General features: G+C 64.3%; 22 protein-coding genes and 1 pseudogene. 13 read left to right on the plus strand and 10 right to left on the minus strand.

All coding sequences use genetic code 11. From position 1 onward, the window contains the following. Window positions 1-44: 44 nt before the first annotated feature. The gene (locus JJC00_RS22815) at window positions 45-905 is read right to left on the minus strand and encodes a TerC family protein (RefSeq protein WP_200468175.1); all 861 of its coding nucleotides are present in this window, start codon (window positions 903-905) and stop codon (window positions 45-47) included. A gap of 45 nt (window positions 906-950) precedes the next feature. Further along, window positions 951-1,373, minus strand: coding sequence for a nucleoside-diphosphate kinase (gene ndk, locus JJC00_RS22820; protein WP_140979454.1), 423 nt, complete (start codon window positions 1,371-1,373; stop codon window positions 951-953). Window positions 1,374-1,685: 312 nt separating this feature from the next. On the opposite strand from ndk, the gene JJC00_RS22825 reads away from it, so the two are divergent. From JJC00_RS22825 to JJC00_RS22835, 3 genes are all read left to right on the plus strand, one after another. Then, on the plus strand, window positions 1,686-1,946 hold the full coding sequence (locus JJC00_RS22825) for a sulfur globule protein precursor (RefSeq protein ID WP_148752965.1): 261 nt from the start codon (window positions 1,686-1,688) through the stop codon (window positions 1,944-1,946). A gap of 209 nt (window positions 1,947-2,155) precedes the next feature. After that, window positions 2,156-2,329, plus strand: a complete 174-nt coding sequence (locus tag JJC00_RS22830) for a hypothetical protein (RefSeq protein ID WP_200468176.1) — start codon at window positions 2,156-2,158, stop codon at window positions 2,327-2,329. Window positions 2,330-2,375: 46 nt separating this feature from the next. Further along, complete coding sequence (locus JJC00_RS22835) at window positions 2,376-4,238, plus strand: ABC-F family ATP-binding cassette domain-containing protein (protein WP_200468177.1); 1,863 nt, start codon at window positions 2,376-2,378, stop codon at window positions 4,236-4,238. A 121-nt stretch (window positions 4,239-4,359) separates the two neighbouring features. Here JJC00_RS22835 and JJC00_RS22840 read toward each other — a convergent pair whose 3' ends face one another. The 4 genes from JJC00_RS22840 to leuC form a co-directional block, all read right to left on the minus strand. Continuing rightward, window positions 4,360-5,250, minus strand: a complete 891-nt coding sequence (locus JJC00_RS22840; RefSeq protein ID WP_200474202.1) for an alpha/beta fold hydrolase — start codon at window positions 5,248-5,250, stop codon at window positions 4,360-4,362. 190 nt (window positions 5,251-5,440) lie between these two features. Continuing rightward, window positions 5,441-6,778: a 2-hydroxycarboxylate transporter family protein gene (locus JJC00_RS22845; protein WP_246773886.1), complete on the minus strand. Its 1,338-nt coding sequence runs from the start codon at window positions 6,776-6,778 to the stop codon at window positions 5,441-5,443. Window positions 6,779-6,851: 73 nt separating this feature from the next. Next, window positions 6,852-7,460, minus strand: coding sequence for a 3-isopropylmalate dehydratase small subunit (gene leuD / locus JJC00_RS22850; protein ID WP_200468179.1), 609 nt, complete (start codon window positions 7,458-7,460; stop codon window positions 6,852-6,854). Further along, window positions 7,457-8,884 (minus strand): 3-isopropylmalate dehydratase large subunit, encoded by a 1,428-nt coding sequence (leuC, locus tag JJC00_RS22855; protein ID WP_200468180.1) that lies wholly within the window; start codon window positions 8,882-8,884, stop codon window positions 7,457-7,459. Before leuC ends, leuD begins: the two co-directional genes overlap by 4 nt. Window positions 8,885-9,041: 157 nt before the next feature. On the opposite strand from leuC, the gene JJC00_RS22860 reads away from it, so the two are divergent. Both JJC00_RS22860 and JJC00_RS22865 read left to right on the plus strand, forming a co-directional pair. Then, window positions 9,042-9,929 (plus strand): LysR family transcriptional regulator, encoded by an 888-nt coding sequence (locus JJC00_RS22860; RefSeq protein ID WP_246773887.1) that lies wholly within the window; start codon window positions 9,042-9,044, stop codon window positions 9,927-9,929. After that, window positions 9,925-10,155, plus strand: a pseudogene (locus JJC00_RS22865) (ABC transporter ATP-binding protein); the annotation flags it as partial. The gene JJC00_RS22860 and the pseudogene JJC00_RS22865, both read left to right, overlap by 5 nt. Window positions 10,156-10,239: 84 nt before the next feature. Here the strand turns inward: JJC00_RS22865 and JJC00_RS22870 are convergent. Further along, window positions 10,240-11,403: a YncE family protein gene (locus JJC00_RS22870; RefSeq protein ID WP_200468182.1), complete on the minus strand. Its 1,164-nt coding sequence runs from the start codon at window positions 11,401-11,403 to the stop codon at window positions 10,240-10,242. A gap of 287 nt (window positions 11,404-11,690) precedes the next feature. On the opposite strand from JJC00_RS22870, the gene JJC00_RS22875 reads away from it, so the two are divergent. After that, a complete protein-coding gene (locus JJC00_RS22875; RefSeq protein WP_200468183.1) occupies window positions 11,691-12,479 on the plus strand; it encodes a class I SAM-dependent methyltransferase in 789 nt (262 codons plus the stop codon). 31 nt (window positions 12,480-12,510) lie between these two features. Here the strand turns inward: JJC00_RS22875 and JJC00_RS22880 are convergent, their stop codons facing one another. The 3 genes from JJC00_RS22880 to JJC00_RS22890 form a co-directional block, all read right to left on the minus strand. Next, window positions 12,511-13,005 carry a hypothetical protein gene (locus tag JJC00_RS22880; RefSeq protein WP_200474203.1) on the minus strand — a complete coding sequence of 165 codons (495 nt, stop codon included), beginning with the start codon at window positions 13,003-13,005 and terminating at the stop codon, window positions 12,511-12,513. 166 nt (window positions 13,006-13,171) lie between these two features. Beyond that, on the minus strand, window positions 13,172-13,624 hold the full coding sequence (locus JJC00_RS22885; protein WP_200468184.1) for a DNA polymerase III subunit chi: 453 nt from the start codon (window positions 13,622-13,624) through the stop codon (window positions 13,172-13,174). A gap of 6 nt (window positions 13,625-13,630) precedes the next feature. Further along, the gene (locus tag JJC00_RS22890) at window positions 13,631-15,130 is read right to left on the minus strand and encodes a leucyl aminopeptidase (protein WP_200468185.1); all 1,500 of its coding nucleotides are present in this window, start codon (window positions 15,128-15,130) and stop codon (window positions 13,631-13,633) included. Window positions 15,131-15,472: 342 nt separating this feature from the next. Here JJC00_RS22890 and lptF point away from each other — a divergent pair, with 342 nt between their 5' ends. From lptF to JJC00_RS22925, 7 genes are all read left to right on the plus strand, one after another. Further along, on the plus strand, window positions 15,473-16,642 hold the full coding sequence (gene lptF / locus JJC00_RS22895; RefSeq protein WP_200468186.1) for an LPS export ABC transporter permease LptF: 1,170 nt from the start codon (window positions 15,473-15,475) through the stop codon (window positions 16,640-16,642). Continuing rightward, window positions 16,639-17,736 (plus strand): LPS export ABC transporter permease LptG, encoded by a 1,098-nt coding sequence (gene lptG / locus JJC00_RS22900; RefSeq protein WP_200468187.1) that lies wholly within the window; start codon window positions 16,639-16,641, stop codon window positions 17,734-17,736. The genes lptF and lptG overlap by 4 nt, the downstream gene beginning before the upstream one ends. Next, window positions 17,736-20,225, plus strand: a complete 2,490-nt coding sequence (locus JJC00_RS22905; RefSeq protein ID WP_200468188.1) for an LPS-assembly protein LptD — start codon at window positions 17,736-17,738, stop codon at window positions 20,223-20,225. The genes lptG and JJC00_RS22905 overlap by 1 nt, the downstream gene beginning before the upstream one ends. A 69-nt stretch (window positions 20,226-20,294) precedes the next feature. Next, window positions 20,295-21,239 (plus strand): SurA N-terminal domain-containing protein, encoded by a 945-nt coding sequence (locus JJC00_RS22910; protein WP_200468189.1) that lies wholly within the window; start codon window positions 20,295-20,297, stop codon window positions 21,237-21,239. Further along, window positions 21,239-22,261: a 4-hydroxythreonine-4-phosphate dehydrogenase PdxA gene (gene pdxA, locus JJC00_RS22915; protein ID WP_200468190.1), complete on the plus strand. Its 1,023-nt coding sequence runs from the start codon at window positions 21,239-21,241 to the stop codon at window positions 22,259-22,261. The genes JJC00_RS22910 and pdxA overlap by 1 nt, the downstream gene beginning before the upstream one ends. Then, window positions 22,261-23,118, plus strand: coding sequence for a 16S rRNA (adenine(1518)-N(6)/adenine(1519)-N(6))-dimethyltransferase RsmA (gene rsmA / locus JJC00_RS22920; RefSeq protein ID WP_200468191.1), 858 nt, complete (start codon window positions 22,261-22,263; stop codon window positions 23,116-23,118). Before pdxA ends, rsmA begins: the two co-directional genes overlap by 1 nt. Window positions 23,119-23,140: 22 nt before the next feature. Next, on the plus strand, window positions 23,141-24,199 hold the full coding sequence (locus JJC00_RS22925; RefSeq protein WP_200468192.1) for an alcohol dehydrogenase: 1,059 nt from the start codon (window positions 23,141-23,143) through the stop codon (window positions 24,197-24,199). The last annotated feature ends 91 nt before the right edge of the window (window positions 24,200-24,290 follow it).

Below are 24,290 nucleotides of genomic sequence, written 5' to 3' on the forward strand. Positions count from 1 at the left end.
ACCTCTCCTGCGGGAGAGGTGAAGCACCTCTTCCTCGCAAGATTTTATTCCACCGAGACCTTGGCGTGCTGCTCGGAGGCTTCGAGCGCGGCGTGGCTCAGGCTGCGCCGGCGCCAGATCGAGCCGACCAGCAGCACGACGACGACGCCGAGCGCGGCGCAGAGATATTCGGCGCCACCGCCGCCATGGGCGAATTGCGGCGGGATGTGCAGAGTGCCGAGCATCTTGTCCAGCGAGGCGCCGAACGGACCTTCGGATAGCGTGTGCAGCTTCGGCGCGACGCCGGGATCGGTCGCGATCACCTCGCCCGCGATCCAGCCGAGCAGCGCAGCACCAGCCCAGACCAGGATCGGCAGCTTCGCGAGCAACGCCATGATCAGCGCCGCGCCCGCGACGATCAGGGGCACGCTGATGGCCAGGCCGAGCACCAGCAGCGGCACGCTGCCATTTGCGGCCGCGGCGACCGCAATGACGTTGTCGAGGCTCATCACGATGTCGGCGACGACGACGATCTGCACCGCCTGCCACAGATGCGAGGCCGACTCGACGCCGTCCTCGTCCTCATTTTCCGGCACCAGCAGCTTTGCCGCGATCACGATCAGGGCGAGGCCGCCGACCAGCTTGAGGTACGGCAGCGCCATCAGGCTCGCGACGATGCCGGTGAAGATGATCCGCAGCAGCACCGCGGCGCCGGCGCCGAGCACCATGCCCCACAGCCGGTGCCGCGGCTTCAGGCCGCGGCAGGCAAGCGCGATCACCAGCGCATTGTCGCCGGACAAAAGGATGTTGATCCAGATGATCTTGCCGACCGCAATCCAGAAGGTCGGTTCGGCCATCTCATTGCGGAACTGGGTGAAGAATGCCCCGATCGTGGCGGGATCGAAGATCTGCCAGAGCCAGTTCACAATCAGTCCTTTCGCCCCCGTCGACTTAACTTATCGGCTGACGGCTCAGCCGACGATCTCGTTGCCCGAGAAGAACTGCGCGATCTCGATCGCGGCGGTCTCCGGAGCGTCCGAGCCGTGGGCGGAATTCTCGCCGATCGACTTTGCGTAGAGCTTGCGGATGGTGCCGTCCGCCGCCTTGGACGGATCGGTCGCGCCCATGGCGTCGCGGTATTTGGCGATGGCGTTCTCGCCTTCCAAGACCTGGACGACGACCGGTCCGGACGTCATGAACTCGACGAGTTCGCCGAAGAACGGGCGGGCCTTGTGGACGGCATAGAACGTCTCGGCCTGTTCCTTGGTCATGCGGATGCGCTTCTGCGCGACGATGCGCAGGCCCGCCTTCTCGATCACGGCGTTCACGGCGCCGGTCAGGTTACGCGCGGTCGCGTCGGGCTTGATGATCGAGAAAGTGCGTTCGATGGCCATGATCTTGTCCTTGAAGAGAAAAAGGGTGGTTCGGAGTTGCGGGGGCTTATATCGGCGCCTTCGCGATCCGGCAAGCGACTGCCGAAACGGCCCTCGCAGGCGCTTCGCCGCAGATCGGGATGCCGATTCCAACGTGGATTACAACGATTTCACGCAGATGAACCCAATCTGAAGGCTCCATCAGGGTTTGGTTCAGCCTCGCTGGCATAACGTCAGGTTCATCGAAACCAAAGCCTTCCCCCGAGGCGAACCGTTTCGGCGGCCTTTCCATCGACGCGATAGCCCCGCGCCGGCAGTTTTGAGGAGATCATCATGTTGAGGAAACTTTCGCTCGCTGCAGTCGCCGCGGTCGCGCTGGGTGCCGCGCTGGCTCCCACCTCCGCCTCCGCTCACTGGCATGGCGGTGGCTGGGGCTGGCACGGCGGTGGCGGCTGGCATCACGGCGGCTGGGGCTGGGGCGGACCGCGCTTCTACGCCGCGCCCGTCTCCTACGGTTATGGTGGCTGCTATGTGCGCCGGCTGGTCCCGACCCCCTGGGGACCCCGCTGGCGGCTGATCAACCGCTGCTACTGAGCCCAGCAGCTTCCTGAGGTACCGTTCCCCCCTGCGGTACCTTGCAAGAGAGGCCCCGGCGTTCCCCCCGCCGGGGCCTTGTATTTGGGCAAATACGGCGAATTCATACAATCTTTACTAGAAGGCCAGGTATCCCGACGCCCGACGAAACCATTTTGGGGCCAATGACTTGGTACCGTATCGATACTTCAAAAACACGGAACCCTGCGATGGCTGGCCTTTTTGCCAATGACACCGAACAGATCGACCGGCGCACCAGCCGCTCGATTTGCGATGCCGTGGGCGAGCTGCTTCAGCAGAGCCTTCGTCCTGAGCCCCGGCTCCCGACGCATCTCGAGCAGCTGATGGACGAGTTGAGGAAGCGCGAGCGCGAGTCGCACTAACGAAAAATCGGGTTGCGTTTGATCCCGCCTGCGGTGACAAGGCCGCATGCTCTCCATCACCGACCTCTCCATCCGCCTTGCCGGACGCCTTCTGATCGATAGTAGCTCCGTGCAGATCACGCCCGGCTCGCGCGTCGGCATGGTCGGACGCAATGGCACCGGCAAATCGACGCTGTTCAAGGTGATCCGCGGCGAGCTTGCGGCCGAGCACGGCTCGGTGACGCTGCCGCCGCGCTGGCGCGTGGGAAGCCTGGCGCAGGAAGCCCCAAACGGCCCCGAAAGCCTGATCTCGGTCGTGCTCAAGGCCGACCTCGAGCGCGACGCGCTGCTTCATGAAGCCGAGAGCGCCACCGATCCGCACCGGATCGCCGAGATCCAGACCCGGCTGGTCGACATCGACGCGCATTCGGCCCCAAGCCGCGCCGCCGCGATCCTGTCCGGCCTCGGGTTTTCCGCCGCCGACCAGCTGCGCCCCTGCGCCGAATTCTCCGGCGGGTGGCGTATGCGCGTCGCGCTGGCGGCGACGCTGTTCGCAGCCCCTGACTTGCTGCTGCTCGACGAGCCCACCAACTATCTCGACCTCGAAGGCACGCTGTGGCTCGAGGACCACCTCGCGCATTACCCGCGCACGGTGATCGTGATCAGCCATGACCGCGACCTGCTGGAGAGCTCGGTCGACCAGATCCTGCACCTGGAGCGCGGCAAGCTCACGCTCTACAAGGGCACCTACTCCTCCTTCGAGGAGCAGCGCGCCGCGCGCGAGCTGCTCGATGCCAAGCAGATCAAGCGCCAGGAAGCGGAGCGCGCGCATCTGCAAGCCTTCGTGGATCGATTCAAGGCCAAGGCGTCCAAGGCGCGCCAGGCCCAATCACGCGTCAAGATGCTGGAACGGCTGAAGCCGATCAGGGCGCTGGTGACGGAGGACGTGCGCGAGATCACATTTCCAGCGCCGGAAAAGATCTTGTCGCCGCCGATCATCGCCGTCGACAATGCTTCGGTCGGCTACGATCCGGCAACGCCGGTGCTCAGCCGCGTGACGCTGCGCATCGACAATGACGACCGCATCGCGCTTCTCGGCGCCAACGGCAACGGCAAGTCGACCCTCGTAAAGCTGCTCGCCGCGCGTCTGGCGCCGTTCTCGGGGAAAGTGACCCGCGCGGACAAGCTGTCGATCGCCTATTTCGCGCAGCATCAGCTCGACGAATTGAACGAGGACGCCTCCGCCTACGACCATATCCGCAAGCTGATGGGCGACGCGCCCGAAGCAAAGGTGCGAGCCCGCGCCGGCGCGATCGGCTTCTCCGGCAAGGCGGCCGACACCAAGGCTGGTAAACTCTCGGGCGGCGAGAAGGCGCGGCTGCTGTTGGGGCTTGCGACCTTCTTCGGCCCCAACATGATCATCCTGGACGAGCCGACCAACCATCTCGATATCGACAGCCGCGCCGCGTTGGCCGAGGCGATCAACGATTTTCCTGGCGCGATCATCATGGTCTCCCACGACCGCTATCTGATCGAGGCCTGCGCCGACCAGCTCTGGATCGTCGCCGACCGCACCGTGACCAATTACGACGGCGACCTCGACGAATACCGCCGCCTGGTGCTGTCCTCGCGCAACGGCGAGCCCGCCCCGCGCGAGCGCAGCGCACCGAGCGAGAAGCCGCAGCGACCGAGATCGGACAATCGCGGCTCGCTGAAGAAACGTATCGCGGAAGCCGAGAGCGAGATCGCCCGCGTCAGCGACATCATCGCCAAGATCGACACAGCACTCGCTTTGCCCGACATTTTTACGCGCGATCCCAAGCAGGCCGCGCAGCTCTCAAAGGCCCGCGCGAATGCGGCCGACGCGCTCGCGCGCGCGGAGGAGCAATGGCTCGAGGCGAGCGCGCAATTCGACGAGGCGGCGAGCTAGCCGCAGCAAAAGCTGGAAAACAACCCCATGCACGGTACCGGTGTTATGACACCACACCTTTAAGCATTGAACTGAATGCCTTTTGCGGAGCAGCCGGCTCTGCCGACGCGCTTTCCGAAAATCACGTGAAAAAGGCGTCGAGCTTCTGCAGCAGAAGCTCCGGCGCTTCCTCCGGCAGGTAATGTCCGCAGGGCAGGCTTCCGCCTTGCACGTTGTTCGCTTTGGCGCGCCAGGTATCGAGCACGTCATAGGTCGATCCGACCACGCCCTTTTCGCCCCACAGCACGAGGAGCGGGCAACCGATCCTCTTTTCGAAATCCGCCTCGTCGTGGATCAGGTCGATTCCGGCGGCGGCGCGATAATCCTCGCACACGGCGTGCAGAGTCTCGCGAGTGTAGCACCGCCGGTACTCCTCGAGCGCGACCGGATCGATGGCTCCCGGCGTCTTGTTCTGCTTGTTGATATGGGTCTGAAGATAGAATTCGAGATTGTTGCCGATCAACGTCTCCGGAAGCGGGGCCGGCTGGATGAGGAAGAACCACCACATGTAGCGCGTCGCGAATTCCTTGTTCGCCCTCGCATACATTGTCGCCGTCGGCGCGATGTCGAGCAGGACCGCCCTGGAGACGGCGTCCGGGTGGTCAAGCAGCAGACGATGCAGAACGCGCCCACCGCGATCGTGGCCGACGGCGTGAAAACGGTCGAAACCGAGCGCGCGCATCGATTCGACCTGATCCCGCGCCATCGCGCGCTTGGAATAGGCGATGCTGTCCTTGCCGCCATCAGGCTTGCTCGAGTCGCCATACCCGCGCAGATCGGTCAGCACCACGGTAAAGCGTTCCGCCAACCTGGGCGCGACCTTGTGCCAGCATGCGAGCGTCTGCGGATGGCCATGCAGCAACAGCAGCGGCGGTCCCTCGCCTCTCACGAGTGCGTTGATCTCGGCCCCGCTGGTCTTGATGCGCCTCTGTTGAAATCCCGGCAGTAGCTTCTGAAGCGCACTGCTGTTCATCGCGTTATTCTCCTGTGCGAAGGCGCCTTGCGCCGCGACGAACGAGCCGACGGCTCCCGTTGTCAGCGCCAGTGACACCACATGTCGGCGCGTCAAGCCCGTCGTTGACGGGGTCGATACATCTTGTTCATTGTCGAGCATTGAAAACCTTCCTGGAATATTCGTCCGGCGTGGAGTCCAGCCGTGCAGATCAAGACAACGACTTCATCAGCAGCGTCGCGATCACGATCATGATGGCACCGCCGACGCGCGTTGCGATCTGAGCGAACGCCATCAGACCCATGCGATCGGCTGCTCCGAGAATGGCGACGTCGCCGGTGCCGCCGAGGCCCGAGTGGCAGGCCGTCACGATCGCCGCCTCGACTGGATACATGTTGAGCCACTTGCCGACATAGAAACCTGACGCAATCATAGCCAGCACCGTCGCGGTGCAGATCGCGATGTAGCCCGGGTTGAAGGATGCCGCGAGTTGCTCCCATTTGACCAGCAACGTGCCCATCGCAACCAGGATGGCAAACGTCAGGTTCGTCGACATGAACTTGTTGATCTGATAGGCGCCCAGCTCCATCTCGACAGGCAGGAGCTTGGTCAGCTTCAGGGCCACCGCAGCGATGATCATCATTATCGGACCTGGAATCCCCGTGAATGGCGCCAGGGTCATGCCGAGCACGAAAAGCACGCAAGACAGCACGATTCCTGCGCCAAGCAATCCGAGATCGATCGGTTGGTCGGGTCGCGCCTCGCCAAGAATGTCGTCGTCGCCGGTCTTGACCAGCATGCCCTCACCGTTGAGATCCCGGCGCTTCTCGCCGAGGCGCGCCAGCAGACCTGCGCAGACGATCGCGACGACATTTCCAAGCAGCGCCGCCGGGACCATCTGCGCGACAAGATCGCCCTGCGGCCGCTGCAAAATCTCCGAATAGGCGATGGAGAGCGGCAGCACGCCCTCTGCGAGGCCACCTCCGATGATCGGGATGATGATGAAGAAGAACGTGTCCTTGGGGCCATGGCCGAACAGCAGGCCGATGGCGATGCCGGCTGACACAGCCGCGAGCGTCCCGATCAGAAGCGGAACGAACATGCGTATGAAGCCCTGGACCAGCACACGATAGGCCATACCGAGGATCGATCCTGCAACGAGACAGGCGATGAAGAAATACTGGAAATTTGCCGTACGGAAAGTCGTGGTGATCGCTTTCAGGGCCGCCTCGGGCATCAATCCGTAGCTCACCAGTGCCGCGGGAACGAACAGACAGAGAATCGCAGTTCCGCCGACCTGCTTCAGCACCGGAATGGTCTGACCGAGCTTGCCGAGCAGGAAGCCGAGCAGCATCAGGAGCGAGAGACCGCCGATCACGTCATTGGGCAGCTTGCCGGAATACACAGCAGCCGCACAGACTGCCGCAGCGGCAACGTAGACCCCGATGGGCAACGGACCGATCCTGAGGGCGGCGAGCGTTGCCGGAGTTCTGGTCTGCGACGAAGCGGCCGGCGGCGTAGCTGCGGTTCGGTATGTCGTGTCAGCCAAGAGTCCCTCCACTGTTTTTGTCATATTCGTTGGTGACGCGATCCGGCGCGCGTCGACGTGTTCGATCCGGAGTTCAGAACATCCAGGGGCTGGCCGCGCGATGGCGCGCCTCGAACGCGCGAATGTCGTCGGCATAGACCAGCGTGGCCGCGATGAAGTCGCGGCCAGTCAGAAAGGCCTCCTTCCTCGCCGGCTCGATCTCGAACGGCATCGTGCGGCGGCCTTGATCGAAGCGGATGGTCTGGGCCGCAAGGTCCACGGCGACGTCGTTGCGGCTGCGATCGGCGATGACCGAGGCAAGCTCGGTGACCCTCTCGGGATCGAGCGAGATCGTCAGGAGGCCGTTATTGGCGCAATTGTCGTTGAAGATGCCGGCGAAGCTGGTGCCGATCAGCGCGCGAATACCGAGCTGCTCGAGTCCCCACACCGCATGCTCGCGGCTCGAGCCGCAGCCGAAATTCGGGCCGACGACCAGAAAGCAGGCGTCGCGATAGCCGTCCTGGTTCAAGATGAAATCCGGATTAACCCTCCCGCCGCTGAAGCGCAGCAGGTTGAAAGCTCCCTCGCCCAGGCCGCTGCGGTCCACGCCCTTGAGAAACATCTTTGGCATGATGACGTCGGTATCGACGTTCGGGGCCATCATCGGTGCGGCGACCCCGGCGACTTGGCCGAACGGCGTCATTGGTGTGATCCTCCCAGGAGAGAGCGTACGTCGGTGATGCGGCCGGTGACGGCCGCGGCCGCTACCATGGCCGGGCTCATCAGATGCGTGCGGGCGCCCGGTCCCTGACGCCCCTCGAAGTTGCGGTTGGTCGAGGACGCACACCGCTGTCCCGGGCTCAGCACGTCGTCGTTCATCGCAAGGCACATCGAGCAGCCGGATTGCCGCCATTCGACCCCGGCATCGGTGAACACCTTGGCAAGGCCCTCCGCCTCCGCCTGCGCCCTGACCTGGGTCGAGCCCGGCACCACGATCGCCCGCACGCCCGCCGCGACGCGGCGGCCGCGAAAGATCTCGGCCGCATCGCGCAAGTCTTCGATCCGCGCGTTCGTGCAGGACCCGATGAAAGCGAAGTCGATCGGAACGGATTGAATGGACGTCCCCGGCGTCAGGCCCATATAGCTCAGCGCTCGCATGGCCGCGGCCTTGCGAGCGGGCTCGGCCTGCTGCACGGGATCGGGAACATCGTCGGTCACCGCGATCGCCTGATCGGGGCTGGTGCCCCAGGTCACCAGCGGCGCAACCTCGGAGACGTCGAGCGTCACTTCGCGGTCGAATTTGGCAGATGGATCGGAGGACAGTGCAAGCCAGCTCGTCGCGGCGCGCTCCCACATCTCGCCCTTGGGGGAGCGGGGACGTCCCTTCAGATAGTCCAGCACTTTCTGATCCGGCGCGATCACCACACCGCGCGCCCCCGCTTCGACAATCATGATCGACATGACGATCCGGCCCTCGACGCTCATGTCGGAGACGGCAGGACCACTGAACTCCACGGCATACCCTGTCGCACCGTCGGCGCCGATCCGCCGAATCACCTCCATGACAATGTCCTTCGGCGTCACGCCGAACGGCGCGGCTGTCCCGGACAGGTGGATGCGCATCGTCTTGAGGCGGCGGTAACGCACCGTCGAAGTTGCGAGATAGTGCTCGATGTCGGACGTTCCAATGCCGTAGCCGAGGGCACCGAACGCCCCATAGGCCGTGCTGTGGCTGTCGCCGGCTGCGATCACCATGCCCGGCATGACGAGCCCCTGCTCGGGTGCGACGACATGCTCGATGCCCTGGCGAGGATCCAGAATGTCGAAATATTCGATACCGAAATCCCTGGCGTTCTCGGCGAAATAGTCGACCTGCCGCGTCGCTGCGCTGTCAGGCATCACGCGGACGCGCCGCGCCGCCGTGGGGTTGACGTGGTCAACCACCATCAGCGCCGCCCCGGGATTCCAGACTTTGCGTCCTGCTGCGCGCAGGCCGGCGAAGGCTTGCGGGCTGGTGTATTCGTTCAGGACGGTGCGATCGACATAGAGCAGCACGAGCCCGGCAGCGTCGAGATTGCGGACGACATGGGCGTCCACCAGCTTGTCGTACAGCGTGCGCGCGGCCATTGCGCTCCCTCCGGAGAAATCACGCTGCACGGTGCCGCCCGCGGCACTGGAAATCCAATGTCGTGTTCTGATATCGTTATGCAAACTATGCATAAGCACATTCTAATTGTCAGGAGGCCGTGCGATGGAGATCAACTGGCTGCACGATTTCATCGCGGTGGCGACCACGCGCAGCTTCTCGCGCGCGGCCGAGCAGCGCAATTGCTCGCAGCCCGCGCTGAGCCGCAGGATCCAGGCCCTCGAGGTCTGGACCGGCGCACCGTTGCTGGACCGCACCACGCACAGCGTCAATCTCACGCCGGCGGGCGAAGGTTTTCGCGAGATTGCCGAGGACGTCCTGCGCCGGCTCGCCGCCGGTCGGCTGGACGCTCAGGAACGGGCGCGCGGCGCATCCGACGTGCTGAAGTTCGCCTCGACCAACGCGCTGTCGCTGACCTTCTTTCCCGATTGGCTGCGCGGCATCGAGACCAAGCTGTCGTTCGTTCCAAACGTGCAGCTCGTCGCCAATCACATGGAGGCCTGCGAACGCATCCTGGTGGCGGGCGATGCGCATTTCCTGCTCTGCCATTACCATCCAGCGGCGGCTACTTCGCTGGCGCCGTCGCATTTCCGCTCGCTGCATGTCGGCGACGACAGGCTTATTCCGGCATCGGTGCCGGTTTCAGGTCGAAGCCATAAGCCGCGTTTCAAGCTCCCGGGCACGCGAGCCGCGCCGGTGCCCTACCTGAGCTTCCGCCCTGAATCGGGCATGGGACGAATCCTCGAAGCAGTGCGCGCGACGTCGCCGCTGGACGCGCATCTGCGCCCAACCTTCACCTCGCATTTGGCGAAGCTGCTCGTGACAATGGTCCAGGCCGGTCGCGGCATGGCGTGGCTCCCGGAAAGCCTGATTGCAGATCAACTCGCCTCGGGCGAGATCGTGGCGGCCGGGGGGCAGGAATGGTGCGTGCCGATCGAGATCCACGTGTTCCGGCCGAAGCTTCGCCTGGCCCGAGCGGCGGAGGCGTTCTGGCATCACATCGCAAAAAGCGGTCGTCGGGTCTGACGCGGACCAATTGCCGCAGCGTCCGAAGTCGGACAATCGCGGCTCGCTGAAGAAGCGCATTGCGGAAGCGGAGGCCGAAATCGCCCGCGTCACCGAGATCATCGCCAAGATCGACACGGCGCTTGCCCTGCCCGATATCTTCACCCGCGATCCCAATTAGGCCGCCCAACTGTCGAAGGCCCGCGCCAATGCGTCCGATGCGCTGGCGCGCGCGGAGGAGCAATAGCTCGAGGCGAGCGCGCAGTTCGACGAGGCGGCGGGCTGATAGAGGAACCCGGGGACGGTAGCCGCGGATTCAGCACGCCTTACTTTACCGTGCAGGCCCCCGCATCGAGGCGGGCTGCCCCGGCAATTTCAGCTTTGGCCCGACTTCGGTCAGCTTGCCGCCGGCGAGTGCAAACACCTGCAAGTCCTTGTCGATGTAGTTGCCTACATAGAGGTAATCGCTATTCGGGCTATAGACGACGCCCTCCGGCAGGCCACCGAGCGGCGCACGGGCGGTGACCGTCAGCTTGCCACCCTCGCCGATCGACATCAGAGCCAGTTCGCCGGTCTTGGTCTTGAACCAGTCGCTGTCCTTGGCGGGGGTGCCGAGCAGCAGTGGGGCAGCTGCAGTCTTGCCGTCAGGCGCGATGGCAAAACCTTCCGGTCCTATGCCGGGGCTCATGACGTCGACAACGTGGGGATGCGGCCCCGTCGCTTCGATGATCACCTCGGCATCGGCGTTGTTCTTCCCTGCACCGGTGTTCGAGGCGATGACGAATTTGCCATCAGGCGTGAAGTCGATGTTGTAGGGATTGAATGCCGATGGAATGTCCAGCGACTTGTCGTAGGCGACCTTCTCACCATCGATGGACAGCACACCGATCCTGTTCGCGAGGTTCAGGCAGACGAAAGCGCGCTTGCCATCGGGTGCGATGACCACCGCCGCAGCCTGCTGCTCTACAGGCACCTCGGCGATCGCCTTGACCGTCAAACCCTGGATCGAGACAACAGTGACACTTTTGCCGTCTCGATTGGCAATCAGCGCGAGGTCGCCCTTCTTTGAGATCGACAGGCCGGACGGCTGCCGCCCGACGGTGACCGTATCGATCAACTTTGGCGGCTCTGCCGTGAGATCTATCACGTAGAGCTTGTCATCCGGGACCGCCTTCCAGGAATTTCCCTCCTGAACGTGAATCACGGAATTCGCGACCAGGCCCAGCTTGCCATCTGGCGTGATTTGCAGGTTCGTGGGCGGGCCAAGAAGGGAGTTCGTCAGCGGCAGGCTGGCGCGAATCCTGGGCTTGGCAGGGTCTGAGATATCGACCACAAGCACCGCGTCGTTCGCTGGGGCGCCGTTGGTCTGACCTTCCGGGCCATAGGTAATCTTGCTATCAAGGCCTATCAGCATGTCATTGGTTCCGGCGATCGCCGAGCCGCTGGCCGTGAGGAAAACCAGGCACGTCGCGCAAAAAGCACTGCGTAAATCCATGATGCGTTTCCTAATCCCGGCTCATTTCTGGACGAGCCTGTTCTTCCACCGTACCTCGCAGCCTTTATGGCCCGCAACCCATACCACTCGGACGCCGCGGAAACTTTCGAGCCGCGCGAAATCGGTTATTCGATCACCCGATCAGCGCGCGAGCAATCGGAAAATGTTCGAGCCCGTAAATTGGCTGCAGCATGTCGCGCACGGTTCGGCTCCGTGCTACGAAACAAGGACTGGCCTTTTCGGCCCGAAGGATATTTGCACAGGTAGTGTGTGAGGGAAGATCCGAGATGTCGTCACCCGAACCGATCAAATTCATCGACGGTGCCGCTTACGAGCGCTTCATGGCGCCCTGGAGCCGGTCGGCCGGAAGTCTCTTCCTCGATTGGCTGGCGCCGCGCCCGGGGTTGACCTGGGCGGACATCGGTGCCGGCAATGGCGCGTTCACCGAGCTCCTGCTTGCGAAGTCCGCCCCTTCGTCCGTTTGCGCGATCGATCCTTCCGACGCACAGATCGCGACTGCGCGCCAAAAAATATCGGCAAAGCAGGTCGAGCTTTCGATTGGCGATGCGATGGCGCTTCCCTACGACGCCAACCGCTTCGACGTCGCGGTGATGGCGCTGGTGCTGTTCTTCGTCCCCGACCCGCGCAAAGGCGCCGCGGAAATGGTCCGCGTCACCAGGCCCGGCGGTACGGTCGCGTCCTACACATGGGACATCCTGCGCGGCGGCACGCCGTCGCAGCCCCTGTGGGAGGAGATGGATGCACTCGGCAAACCGGGCGCGCGCCCGCCGAGTGCGGATATCTCACGCTTCGAAGCGCTGAAAGCACTTTGGGCGGAACTCGGTCTCCGCGAGGTCGAAACCCGCGAGTTGGTCGTCGAGCGGACCTTCGCGGACTTCGACGACTACTGGCTCTCCATGGTCGTCAGCAGTCCGAGCGGCGTGCTGGGAAAGCTGTCGGACGCGGAGAGCGCGGAGCTGAAACGCCGCCTGCAGGCGCGACTGCCGGCAAGCGCGACCGGTGAGATCACGGTTCACGCCTGGGCGACGGCGATCAAGGGACGAAAGGCCGCTTGACGCGCGCTGCCTTCCGCTCGCACGAATTCGTTTACGTCGCCGCCTTTTTCTTCGCCTTCGGCTTCACCGCTTTCGGCGTCGGCTGCGGCTCGGGATTGCCTTCGATCGCGGACAGGCGTCCGGAGGTGAAGGTGTAGATGCCGGCGCGCGGGCCCGTGGTCCAAGTGACCACCGCGACGCGACGGCCCGCCGCATCGCTGGAGAGATTGACGGTCGAGGGCGCGCCGATGCCGCGCACTACGTCGCATTCGGTGTGGCCGAGCGCGACCGTGCCACCCATCGGCGCGGGCGCCGTGGTCGAGGCATTGGCGTCGGAAGGTCCGGCCGGCGGTGCCATGCCGGGGCAAGCGCCGTCGGCGCTGACGTAATCCTCAGGACCGACGGGCTTGTCGGGGGTCAGCGGCGGCGATTCGATCGATATGTTCTTGATGAACAGGCGGCTCGGCTTGTTGAACCATTCCGCGTCCTTCGACAGCAGATCGGCCCCGCCCGAGCACCCCGCGATCAGCGGCGCGACAGCGGCCAACACAACCATCAGCGACTTTGGAAGCTTTTGATGTCGCACGATAAACTAAATTCCCCACGTCAAGGAGCAGCCCTAAGCGATTGTCCCAACATCACTTTGCGGCACGAAGGTGGCCGAAACCAGTCTGTCCGAGAAAGTCCAAATTATCATTAATTGCAAGCAGTCGCTAATTCCGCCGCTGCCACCGGCCCCGTTCGTCCGCCTGCCAATAGGTGACCTCAAATCCGCGCGTCTTGCAATCCGTCCAATTGCTGCGAGCTACCGCCAGTGCGTCCGGATCGTCGCCATTGAACAGCAGCACCATGCGTTCATAGGCCTGCGCGTCCTCGGGCATCACGGCGTTGTCGACCAGGAAGCGCACATGGGCGCCGTTCGGATTGTCCGCCTCGATCACCAGCACGATCGGCTGCTCGGCCACATCGTTCACGCGCCATGTCGCGTGCGGCAGGAAGGAATCGTCGCGATAGGTCCATAAATGCGCGTCGAGCGCATCGGCGCGCTCCGGCGAAGTCGATTGCACGACGACGCGCCAGCCGCGTTCGAGCGATTTCTCGAGAAGCGGTGGCAAGACGTTCTCAACCGTCATGTTTTGCAGATGGTAGAAAAGGACTTCTGTCATGTCGCGTCATTTGCGCTCGTAATGATCCGCCACCAGACGATCCAGCAGCCGGACGCCGTAGCCGGAACCCCAGCTCTGGTTGATATCGGTCTTCGGCGCGCCCATCGCGGTGCCGGCGATGTCGAGGTGCGCCCAGGGCGTGCCGTCGACGAAGCGCTGCAGGAACTGCGCTGCGGTGATCGAGCCGCCGTGACGACCGCCGGTGTTCTTCATGTCGGCGAACTGGGAATCGATCAGCTTGTCGTATTCGGGGCCCAGCGGCAGGCGCCAGACTTTCTCGCCGCTCTCGATGCCGGCCGCGAGCAGGCGCTCGGCGAGCTCGTCATTGTTGGAGAAGATGCCGGCGTGATCGGTGCCGAGCGCGACCACGATCGCGCCGGTCAGCGTCGCCAGATCCACCATGAATTTCGGCTTGGTCTTCTTGGCCACGTACCAGAGCACATCGGCCAACACGAGGCGGCCTTCCGCGTCGGTGTTGATGATCTCGATGGTCTGGCCCGACATCGAGGTGACGATGTCACCCGGCCGCTGCGCGTTGCCGTCGGGCATGTTCTCGACAAGGCCGATCGCGCCAACGGCATTGACCTTGGCCTTGCGGGCCGCGAGCGCGTGCATCAGGCCGACGACGCAGGCGGCGCCCCCCATGTCGCCCTTCATGTCCTCCATGCTGCCGGCCGGCTTGATCGAAATGCCGCCGGTGTCGAAGCAGACACCCTTGCCGACGAAGGCGACCGGCGCCTCGCCCTTCTTGCCGCCGTCCCAGCGCATGATCACGGTGCGGCTCGGCCGGGCCGAGCCCTGGCCGACGCCGAGCAGCGCGCCCATGCCAAGCTTCTGCATCGCCTTGACGTCGAGCACCTCGATCTTGACGCCGAGCTTCTTCAGCTGGCTGGCGCGGCGCGCGAACTCCTCGGGGAAGAGCACGTTCGGCGGCTCGTTGACGAGATCGCGCGCGATGATGACGCCGTCGACGACTGCGCCGGCCGACGCAAAGGCCTTCTTCGCCGTGGCCGCATCGCCGACCGCCAGCGAGACGTCGGCGCGCAAGGTGCCCTCCTCGCCGTCCTTCTTCCTGGTCTTGTAGCGGTCGAACTTGTAGGCACGCAGCCGCAGGCCCGTGGCGATCGCAACCGCCTGCTCGCTGGTCATGGCACCGGTCGTCAGTTCCGCCATGATGGTCATGGCAGCGGCTCCTGCCTTGAGCTTGCTGGCGGCCATGCCGCCGAATTTGAGGAAGTCATTGCCCTTCAGGGCCGATTCCTTGCCGGTCCCGATCACGATCAGGCGCGCGGCCTTCAGGCCCTCGGGTGCCAGGATGTCCAGGGCAGTCCCGGTTTTGCCTTTGAACGACGCGGCGGCCGCTGCCCGCTTTACGAGCTCGGCTGCCCCGCCGAGCGCCTTGGCCGTCGCCGGCCCGACCTTCAGAGCATCGTCACAGAACACGATCAGGATGCCACGGGCGGCACTGGCCAACGGGACGAAGCCGACCTTGATGGCATCGGACATGGGTAACTCCTCGAAAACATGGGGCTTTTGCCAATCATGGGGACCGGCCGAGAGCCGGATCTGAACGGCGATTCACTGGTCTCGTCCCACTATGGGCGAGAAGCGCGCTCAATGCCAAGCACCGCCCGTGGCAGGGACGCCACAACGAGCGAAATATTAACCATATGTTGAGGGTGCCATGGGTCGGCCATTTTGTTGACGGATCAAAGGGATGGTAGTGAGAAAGTGAGTCTCCGGAAGAGCTGCCTGGCCGACCTTGGGGATCCCCTGTCAGGGGATTGGTTGGACAGACCGAATTCCGGTGCGCGCGTTGGGGCTTTGGTGGGATTCGTGCGGTAGCGCATGGGGTCAATCGACAGGTATATTTTCCGCACGACGCTGGCGTCGTTTGCGCTCGTCCTGGTTAGCCTCACCGGCGTGATCTGGATTACGCAGGCGTTGCGCGGCATCGACCTGATGACGAGCCAGGGTCAGACCATCATGACCTTCCTCGGCATCACCAGCCTCGTGATCCCGGCGCTGGTGCTGATCATCTCGCCGATCGCGCTGATGATCGCGATCTCGCACACGCTGAACAAGCTCGCGACCGATTCCGAGATCATCGTGATGAATGCCGCCGGCTTCTCGCCGTTCCGGCTGTTCTACCCGTTCTTCTACGCCACCTGCGTGGTGGCGCTGCTGGTCGCCTTCATCGCCGCCTATCTCGCGCCCGATGGTATGCGGCGGATCAAGCAGTGGGACGCCGAAATCACCGCCGACGTGCTCACCAACATCCTCCAGCCGGGCCGCTTCGCCCAGCTCGACAAGAATCTCACGATCCGGATTCGCGAGCGGCTGCCCGGCGGCATCCTCGCCGGCATCTTCATCGACGATCGCCGCGATCCGAATGAGCGCGTCTCGATCGTCGCCGAGCACGGCGAGGTCGTGAAGAACGAGAACGGATCGTTCCTGGTGCTCAAGGACGGCAACCTCCAGCGCTTCGAGGCGGGCAAGCGCGACCCTGCGCTGGTGGCGTTCGGCCGCTACGGCTTCGACATGTCGAAGTTCGGCAACCAGGGCCACGACGTCACCCTCGGCATTCGCGAGCGTTATCTCTGGGAATTGTTCTCGCCGTCCGAGGACGACCCCGTCTACAAGCAGATCCCCGGGCAGTTCCGCTCGGCGCTGCATGACAGCCTGCTGGCGCCGATCTATCCCTTCGCCTTTGCCGTGCTGACCTTCGCCTTCCTCGGCGCGCCGCGCACCACCCGCCAGAGCCGCAACTTCTCGATCGGCTCCTCGATCCTCGCCGTGTTCGGCCTGCGCATGGCCGGCTTCGCCTGTTCGGTCATGGCCGTGAAATCGTCGAGCCCGGTGCTGGCCCAGTACGTCATGGTGCTCGGGGCCGTCGGCGTCGGGCTGTGGATGATCATCGGCGGCATCGTGGTCGAGCCCCCGCCCGGCCTGATGGAAGCCATCAACAGGTCGAACGCGCGCATCGCGCGGCTGTTCGGACGGCCGGCCACCGCATGAGCATGCTCACCAACACGCTCGGGCGCTATTTCGCCGGCCGCTTCGTGGTCGCCGCACTCGGCGTGTTCGCGAGCATTTTCCTGCTGCTGGTGCTGGTCGACTACATCGAGATGGTGCGCAAGACCTCAGGGCTCGCATCCGCCTCCGCGATCATGGTGGCCGAGACCTCATTGTTCCGGGTGCCGCAACTGCTGGAGAAGCTGACGCCGTTCTGCATGCTGATCGGCGCCATGATCTGCTATCTCGACCTCTCCCGCCGGCTCGAGCTCGTGGTCGCGCGCGCCGCCGGCATCTCGGCCTGGCAAATTGTTGCGCCGGCGCTCGGCAGCGCGCTGCTGATCGGGGTGATCGCCACCGTCGCCTACAATCCGACATCGGCGAATCTACGCGAGCTCTCCAAGCGCATGGAAGCGGAGCTGTTCGGCTCGGCGCCCGGCGGCGGCATCCAGGATGCCTCGGGCTTCTGGCTCAACCAGGTGACCAGTGACGGCCAGATCATCGTCAACGCCGCACGCAGCGAGCAGCAGGGCGTCCGGCTGACGGGACTGACGCTGTTCCGGTTTGACACAGAGCAGCATTTCAAGGAGCGGGTCGAGGCGCGCGAGGCGACGCTCGAGGCCGGCCACTGGTTGTTCAAGGGCGTGCGCCGCTTCTCGCTCGATGCCCCGCCGGTCGACCAGGCCAGCCTCGAGATTCCGACGACACTGACCGAAGCGCAGGTCCGCAACAGCTTTTCCACACCCGAGACTGTGTCCTTTTGGCAACTACCGAGCTACATCCGCTCATCGGAGAGCTCGGGGTTCGCGACAGCCGGATATCGACTCCAGTATCACAAGCTGCTGGCACAGCCGTTTTTGCTCGCCGCCATGGTGATGCTCGCGGCTTCCGTGTCGCTGCGCTTCTTCCGGATGGGCGGCGTACAGAAGATGGTTTTGAGTGGCGTGGGCGCAGGCTTTCTGCTCTACGTTTTGTCGAAAGTGACTGAAGACTTGAGCAAGGCTGAGTTGATGCATCCGATCGCTGCGGCGTGGTTGCCCGCGGTGGTGGGCGGCCTCACCGGCTTTTTGGCCTTGCTGTATCAGGAGGACGGATAGTGACGGCCGTCCGCCGAGGACACGTATCTGGTTTGGCGTTGCGCACCCCTGTGCGCGCGAACGGGTACGGCTTGTCTGTCCGCAGGCTCCTGCTTGCCCTGATCGCGACCGTATCGCTCGCCGGCATGATCGATCTTGCCGCGGTGACGCCGGCGGCCGCCCAGAGCTACACCTACAATCCGCGGCCACCACGCCCGACGCCGCCGAAGGCAGCCAATGACGGGCAGATGCTCGTGCAGGCGACTGAGGTCGACTACGACTACAACAATTCGCGCGTCTCCGCGGTCGGCAACGTCCAGCTGTTCTACAACGGCACCAGCGTCGAGGCCGACCGGGTCATCTACGACCAGAAGACCAAGCGGCTCCATGCCGAAGGCAACATCCGCATGACGGATGCCGACGGCAAGATCACCTATGCCGAGATCCTGGATCTCTCCGACGACTACCGCGACGGCTTCGTCGATTCGCTGCGGGTGGACACCGCTGACCAGACCCGCATGGCCGCGACCCGCGCCGACCGCTCCTCCGGCAACTACACGGTGTTCGAGAACGGCGTCTACACGGCCTGCGCGCCGTGTAAGGACGATCCGAAGAAGCCCCCGCTCTGGCAGGTCAAGGGGGCCCGCATCATTCACGACCAGCAGGAGAAGATGCTGTATTTCGAGACGGCGCAGCTCGAGTTCTTCGGCGTGCCGATCGCCTACATGCCCTATTTCTCGACGCCCGACCCGACCGTGAAGCGCAAGACCGGCTTCCTGATGCCGGGCTTTACCTCGAACACGCCGTTCGGCTACGGCGTCGAAGTTCCGTTCTACTGGGCGATCGCACCTGACATGGATGCGACCTTCAGCCCGCGCATCACCTCCAAGCAGGGCGTGCTGTTCCAGGCCGAGTTCCGTCAGCGCCTGATGGACGGCGCCTACCAGGTCCGCGTCTACGGCATCGATCAGCTCGATCCGGGCGCGCTTGCCGGCCAGCCAGGCGACCGCCAGTTCCGCGGCGCCGTCGACACCAAGGGTCAGTTCGCGCTGAACGACAAATGGGTCTGGGGCTGGGACGGCGTCGTCATGTCCGACTACTACTTCTTCTCGGACTATCGGTTGTCGCAGTACCGCGATCCGCTGGGCTCGTTCCTGTACTTGCCGACCGATGCGCTCTCGCAGCTCTATCTGACCGGCGTCGGCAATCGCAGCTTCTTCGACGCGCGCACGATGTACTGGCTGAGCTACTCGGGTAACCAGCAGCAGGTGCCGGTCGTCTATCCCGTGATCGACTACTCGAACGTGATCAACTATCCGATCTTCGGCGGCGAGGTTTCGTACAAGACCAATTTCGTCAACCTGACCCGCAACGACGCGGCGTTCGATCCGATCACGACGGCGGCCAACACCAACGGCCTGTGCACGGCGACCTCGGCCGATCCGCTCGCGCGCACGCCGTCGCAGTGCCTGCTGCGCGGCTTCCCCGGCACCTACACCCGCCTGACGGCGGAGGCGCAGTGGCGCAAGTCCTTCACCGATCCGCTCGGCGAGATCTGGACGCCGTTCGCCATCCTGCGCGCCGACGCGATCAACTCAGACGTCTCCAACCAGCCGGGCGTATCGAACTACCTGCCCGTGGGCGACACCCAGGCGTTCCGCCTGATGCCGACCGTCGGCCTCGAATATCGCTATCCCTTCATCAACGTTCAGCCCTGGGGCTCGACCACCATCGAGCCGATCGCGCAGATCATCATCCGCCCGAACGAGACCTATGCAGGCAAGCTTCCGAACGAAGATGCGCAGAGCATGGTGTTCGACGCCTCGAACCTGTTCAGCGTCGACAAGTTCTCCGGCTACGATCGCGTCGAGGGCGGCGGGCGCGCCAATGTCGGCGTGCAGTCGACCACGCAGTTCGACAAGGGCGGCGCCGTCAAGGTGCTGTTCGGCCAGTCCTACCAGCTGTTCGGCATGAACTCCTACGCGGTGCAGGACTCCATCAATACCGGCCTCGATTCCGGCCTCGACAAGCCGCGTTCGGATTACGTGGCGAGCGCCGCCTACTCGCCGAACAGCACCTATACGTTCAGCGTCCGCTCCCGCATGGACGAGCAGACCTGGAACGTCCAGCGCTTCGAGGCGGAAGGCCGCGCCAACTTCAATCGCTGGTCGGTCAGCGTAATGTACGGCAATTACGCGGCGCAGCCGGAACTCGGCTACCTGACCCGCCGCGAGGGCATCCTGACCTCAGGCTCGATTAAGGTCGCGACCAATTGGGTGGTGACGGGCTCGGCGCGCTGGGATCTCGAGGCCAACAAGATCAACCAATATGTGCTCGGCGCGGGCTATGTCGACGATTGCTTTGTGCTCGGCGTGAACTATGTCACTTCGTATAGTTATTCTGCGGGCTCGACGCCGCCCGTGCTGAATCACGCGTTCATGTTCCAGATCGGTCTGCGCACGCTGGCGACCACGTCGACGACCAGTAGTTCCGGCGGCGGCCTCCAGTGATCGGTCTGAAGGTGCCGGCCGCCTGTTCCCGATCGCAGGTTCTTCGCGGCTGACATGCGAGCGACAACCATGACGACCCGATTGCCTGTCTTCCGCCTCCCCCTCCTGGTGCTGGGCGCCGTGCTGGCCTGCGCACTGGCTCTCGCCGGCGCACCCGCGCGCGCGCAGAACATCGTCGTCATGGTCAACGGCGATCCCATCACCGATTTCGACATCGAGCAGCGCTCCAAGCTCGACACGCTGACGACGCAGAAGACCCCGAGCCGGCAGGACGTCATCAACACGCTGATCGACGACAAGATCAAGTTGAAGGAAGGCAAGAAATACGGCGTCGATCCCACCGTTTCCGACATCAACCAGTCTTACGAGGGCATGGCGCAACGCATGCGCATCTCGATCGATCAGCTCACCAAATCGCTCGAGAGCAAGGGCGTGCGTCCTGAAACTCTCAAGAGCCGCATGAAGTCCGAGATGGTCTGGACCAGCCTCGTGCGCGGCCGCTTCAAGGAGAAGCTATTGATCGGCGAGAAGGACGTCGCCGACAAGGTGCGGGAAGGCGGCGACGAGAAGCTGCAGATCGAGGGCACCGAATACAAGATGCAGCCGATCGTGCTGATCGTGCCGCGCGGCTCGTCTGCCGCCTTCCAGGAGACGCGGATGAAGGAAGCCGAGCAATATCGCTCGCGTGTCGGAAGCTGCGAGGAAGCCAATTCGCTGTTCCGTTCGACGCCGAACGCCACCATCCGCGACAGCGTCACCAAGACCACCGCCGACCTGCCCGAGGCGCTGCGCAAGGTGCTCGACGACACCCCGATCGGCCACCTCACGGCACCCGAAGTGACCAAGGCCGGCATCGAGATGGTCGTGCTGTGCTCGCGCAAGCCGACCACGATCGACACGCCGAAGAAGCGCGAGATCCGCGAGAAGATGTATACGGAGAAGTACGAGAAAACTCAGAAGGCCTATCTCGACGAGCTCCGCAAAGCGGCGATGATCGAATATCGCAACCACTGATGGCCGTTCCCGCAAAGCCCCTCGCGCTGACGCTCGGAGAGCCTGCCGGGATCGGCCCCGACATCACCATCGCAGCGTGGCTCAGGCGCCATGAGCTCGGCCTTCCCGCCTTCTATTTGCTCGGCGACGAAGCCCTGATCGCGCAGCGCGCCAAGACGCTTGTTACGACGCTGGGCGCCGAGATCAGGATCGCCGCGGTGAGCCCGGGCGAAGCCGAGACCGCCTTTGCCGAGGCCCTGCCCGTGGTTGCGACCGGCGAGCGCGCCACCGCGGCGCCCGGCAAGCCCGACGCTTCGAGTGCACCGGCCGCGCTTGCCTCGATCCGCCAGGCGGTCAGCGACGTCCGCGCCGGCCGCGCCGGCGCCGTCGTCACCAACCCGATCGCCAAGAGCGTGCTCTACCGGGCGGGCTTCCGTCATCCCGGCCACACCGAATTCCTCGCCGAGCTCGCGGCCACCGATGCCAGCGTGCCGCAGCCGGTGATGATGCTGTGGTCGCCGCGGCTCGCCGTGGTGCCGGTGACGATCCACGTTTCCTTGCGTGAAGCCCTCAGCCAGCTCACGAACGAACTGATCGTCTCGACCGTGCGCATCGTCGCAACCGAGCTCACATCCCGCTTCGGCATTGCGCAACCGCGGATCGCGATCTCAGGCCTCAATCCGCATGCCGGCGAGGACGGCTCGCTCGGCCACGAGGAGCAGACCGTGATCGCGCCGGCGCTTAACGTCCTGCGCAATGACGGCATCGACGTCAGGGGACCGCTGCCCGCCGACACCATGTTCCACGAAGCCGCGCGAAACACCTATGACTGCGCGGTCTGCATGTATCATGACCAGGCGCTGATCCCGATCAAGACGGTGGCGTTCGACGACGCGGTCAATGTCACGCTCGGCCTGCCCTTCATTCGCACCTCGCCCGATCACGGCACCGCCTTCGACATCGCCGGCACCGGCAAGGCCAATCCGGCAAGCCTGATCGCGGCGCTCAAGCTTGCCAGCCGCATGGCGGCTGCAAACAGCTGATGAGCGCGATCGACGACCTCCCGCCGCTTCGCGAGGTCATTCGCCAGCACGCCCTGTCGGCCCGCAAATCGCTGGGCCAGAATTTTCTGCTCGATCTCAATCTCACCGCGCGCATCGCCCGCGCCGCAGCACCGCTGGAAGACAGCACCATCGTCGAGATCGGCCCGGGCCCGGGCGGGCTGACACGCGCGCTGCTCGCGCTCGGCGCCAGGCGCGTCATCGCGATTGAGCATGACGAGCGCGCGATCCCGGCGCTGAATGATATTGCCGCGCGCTATCCCGGCCGGCTCGAGATCGTGCATGGCGATGCCATGAGCTTCGATCCGCGCCCGCTGCTTGGCGGAGACCGCGCGAAGATCGTCGCCAACCTGCCCTACAACATCGCGACGCAATTGCTGATCAACTGGCTCACCACCGCGCCCTGGCCGCCCTGGTACGACATGATGGTGCTGATGTTTCAGCGCGAGGTCGGCGAGCGCATCGTCGCGCGTGAGGACGAGGAGGCCTATGGCCGGCTCGGCGTGCTCGCCAATTGGCGCTGCGAGACAAAGATCCTGTTCGACATTTCGCCGTCCGCCTTCGTGCCGCCGCCGAAGGTAACCTCCTCCGTCGTGCGCCTGGTGCCGCGGGCGGAGCCTCTGCCCTGCGATCGCAAGATGCTCGAACAGGTCGCGGCCGCGGCCTTCGGCCAGCGCCGGAAAATGCTGCGCCAGAGCCTGAAATCGCTCGGCGTCGATCCCGCGCTGCTTGCGGCAGCCGCCGGCGTCGATGCGACGCGGCGCGCCGAGACCATTCCCATCTCCGGCTTTGTTGCCATGGCACGTGAATTGGCGGATATACGCAGCGAAGCTGAGTAACAAGAATTTCGGAGGAAGGAATATGGCGTTGATGCGTCGGCAGTCGCTGGTCAATTTCGATGCGCCCTTGTGCGAGACCATCGTCGACACGCCCAAGCCTAAGGCTGCTGAGGTGCTGGTGCGCATCGAGCGCTGCGGCCTCTGCCATTCCGACCTGCACATCCAGGACGGCTATGCCGATCTCGGCGGCGGCAAGAAGCTTGACACCACGCGCGGCATGACGCTGCCCTTCACGCTCGGCCACGAGATAGCCGGCGTCGTCGACGAAGTCGGTCCCGACGTGCCGACGGGTCTCGTCGGTTCGAACAAGGCGGTGTTTCCCTGGATCGGCTGCGGCCAGTGCCGCGACTGCAAGAACGGCGACGAGAACCTCTGCGCCAAGCAGCGCTTCCTCGGCGTCTCCATCGACGGCGGCTTCGCCACGCACGTACTGGTGCCCGACGCAAAATATCTGCTCGATTACGATCCGCTGCCCGTCAACCAGGCCGCGACCCTGATGTGCTCCGGCGTCACCGCCTACGGCGCGCTCAAGCGCCTGGTCGACCGTCCGCGTCAGCGCAATCTGCTGCTGATCGGTCTCGGCGGCGTCGGCATGATGGGCCTGTCGTTCGCGCAAGCGATGTTCAAGCAGCCAATCACGGTCGCCGATCTCTCGCCGGCCGCGCGCGAGACCGCGCTGAAGAACGGCGCGGCCAATGCCTACGATCCGTCCGAGCCCGACGTGATCAAGCGCATCCTGAAGGAGACCGACGGCGGTTTCGACGAGGTCGTCGATTTCGCCGGCAACGAAAAGTCGATGGCGTTCGCGGTCGCGGTTGCCGCGCGCGGCGGCAAGGTCGTGGTCTCCGGCCTGATGGGCGGACAGTTCACGCTGCCGATGGTGCAATGGATCTACAAGCGCCTTACGGTCGAGGGTTTTATGGTCGGCACGCTTGCCGAGGCGCATGAGCTGATGGCGCTCGCTCGCGCCGGCAAGATCAAGCCGACGCCGATGCGCGAAGAGCCGATGGGCGATGTCCAGAAGTGGATCGACGAGTTGCGCGCAGGCCACGTGGTCGGCCGTATCGTGCTGAAGAACTAGCGCACATGATTTCGGCTTCACCTCTCCCGCTTGCGGGCCCCTTCGGGAGAGGTGAAGCACCTCGCTTCGCATCGGCACTTTCGTTTGCGCA

Source organism: Bradyrhizobium diazoefficiens (assembly GCF_016616885.1).
Lineage (GTDB): Bacteria > Pseudomonadota > Alphaproteobacteria > Rhizobiales > Xanthobacteraceae > Bradyrhizobium > Bradyrhizobium diazoefficiens_F.

What these genes read in the sequence shown, in the direction of transcription:
- JJC00_RS22840 (WP_200474202.1), bottom strand. Translation starts at nt 5,250, where the DNA reads ATGAACAGCAGTGCGCTTCAGAAGCTACTGCCGGGATTTCAACAGAGG.
- JJC00_RS22875 (WP_200468183.1), top strand. Translation starts at nt 11,691, where the DNA reads ATGTCGTCACCCGAACCGATCAAATTCATCGACGGTGCCGCTTACGAG.
- JJC00_RS22890 (WP_200468185.1), bottom strand. Translation starts at nt 15,130, where the DNA reads ATGTCCGATGCCATCAAGGTCGGCTTCGTCCCGTTGGCCAGTGCCGCC.
- JJC00_RS22910 (WP_200468189.1), top strand. Translation starts at nt 20,295, where the DNA reads ATGACGACCCGATTGCCTGTCTTCCGCCTCCCCCTCCTGGTGCTGGGC.
- JJC00_RS22835 (WP_200468177.1), top strand. Translation starts at nt 2,376, where the DNA reads ATGCTCTCCATCACCGACCTCTCCATCCGCCTTGCCGGACGCCTTCTG.
- pdxA (WP_200468190.1), top strand. Translation starts at nt 21,239, where the DNA reads ATGGCCGTTCCCGCAAAGCCCCTCGCGCTGACGCTCGGAGAGCCTGCC.
- JJC00_RS22885 (WP_200468184.1), bottom strand. Translation starts at nt 13,624, where the DNA reads ATGACAGAAGTCCTTTTCTACCATCTGCAAAACATGACGGTTGAGAAC.
- ndk (WP_140979454.1), bottom strand. Translation starts at nt 1,373, where the DNA reads ATGGCCATCGAACGCACTTTCTCGATCATCAAGCCCGACGCGACCGCG.
- leuD (WP_200468179.1), bottom strand. Translation starts at nt 7,460, where the DNA reads ATGACGCCGTTCGGCCAAGTCGCCGGGGTCGCCGCACCGATGATGGCC.
- JJC00_RS22870 (WP_200468182.1), bottom strand. Translation starts at nt 11,403, where the DNA reads ATGGATTTACGCAGTGCTTTTTGCGCGACGTGCCTGGTTTTCCTCACG.
- lptF (WP_200468186.1), top strand. Translation starts at nt 15,473, where the DNA reads ATGGGGTCAATCGACAGGTATATTTTCCGCACGACGCTGGCGTCGTTT.
- lptG (WP_200468187.1), top strand. Translation starts at nt 16,639, where the DNA reads ATGAGCATGCTCACCAACACGCTCGGGCGCTATTTCGCCGGCCGCTTC.
- JJC00_RS22825 (WP_148752965.1), top strand. Translation starts at nt 1,686, where the DNA reads ATGTTGAGGAAACTTTCGCTCGCTGCAGTCGCCGCGGTCGCGCTGGGT.
- leuC (WP_200468180.1), bottom strand. Translation starts at nt 8,884, where the DNA reads ATGGCCGCGCGCACGCTGTACGACAAGCTGGTGGACGCCCATGTCGTC.
- rsmA (WP_200468191.1), top strand. Translation starts at nt 22,261, where the DNA reads ATGAGCGCGATCGACGACCTCCCGCCGCTTCGCGAGGTCATTCGCCAG.
- JJC00_RS22925 (WP_200468192.1), top strand. Translation starts at nt 23,141, where the DNA reads ATGGCGTTGATGCGTCGGCAGTCGCTGGTCAATTTCGATGCGCCCTTG.
- JJC00_RS22830 (WP_200468176.1), top strand. Translation starts at nt 2,156, where the DNA reads ATGGCTGGCCTTTTTGCCAATGACACCGAACAGATCGACCGGCGCACC.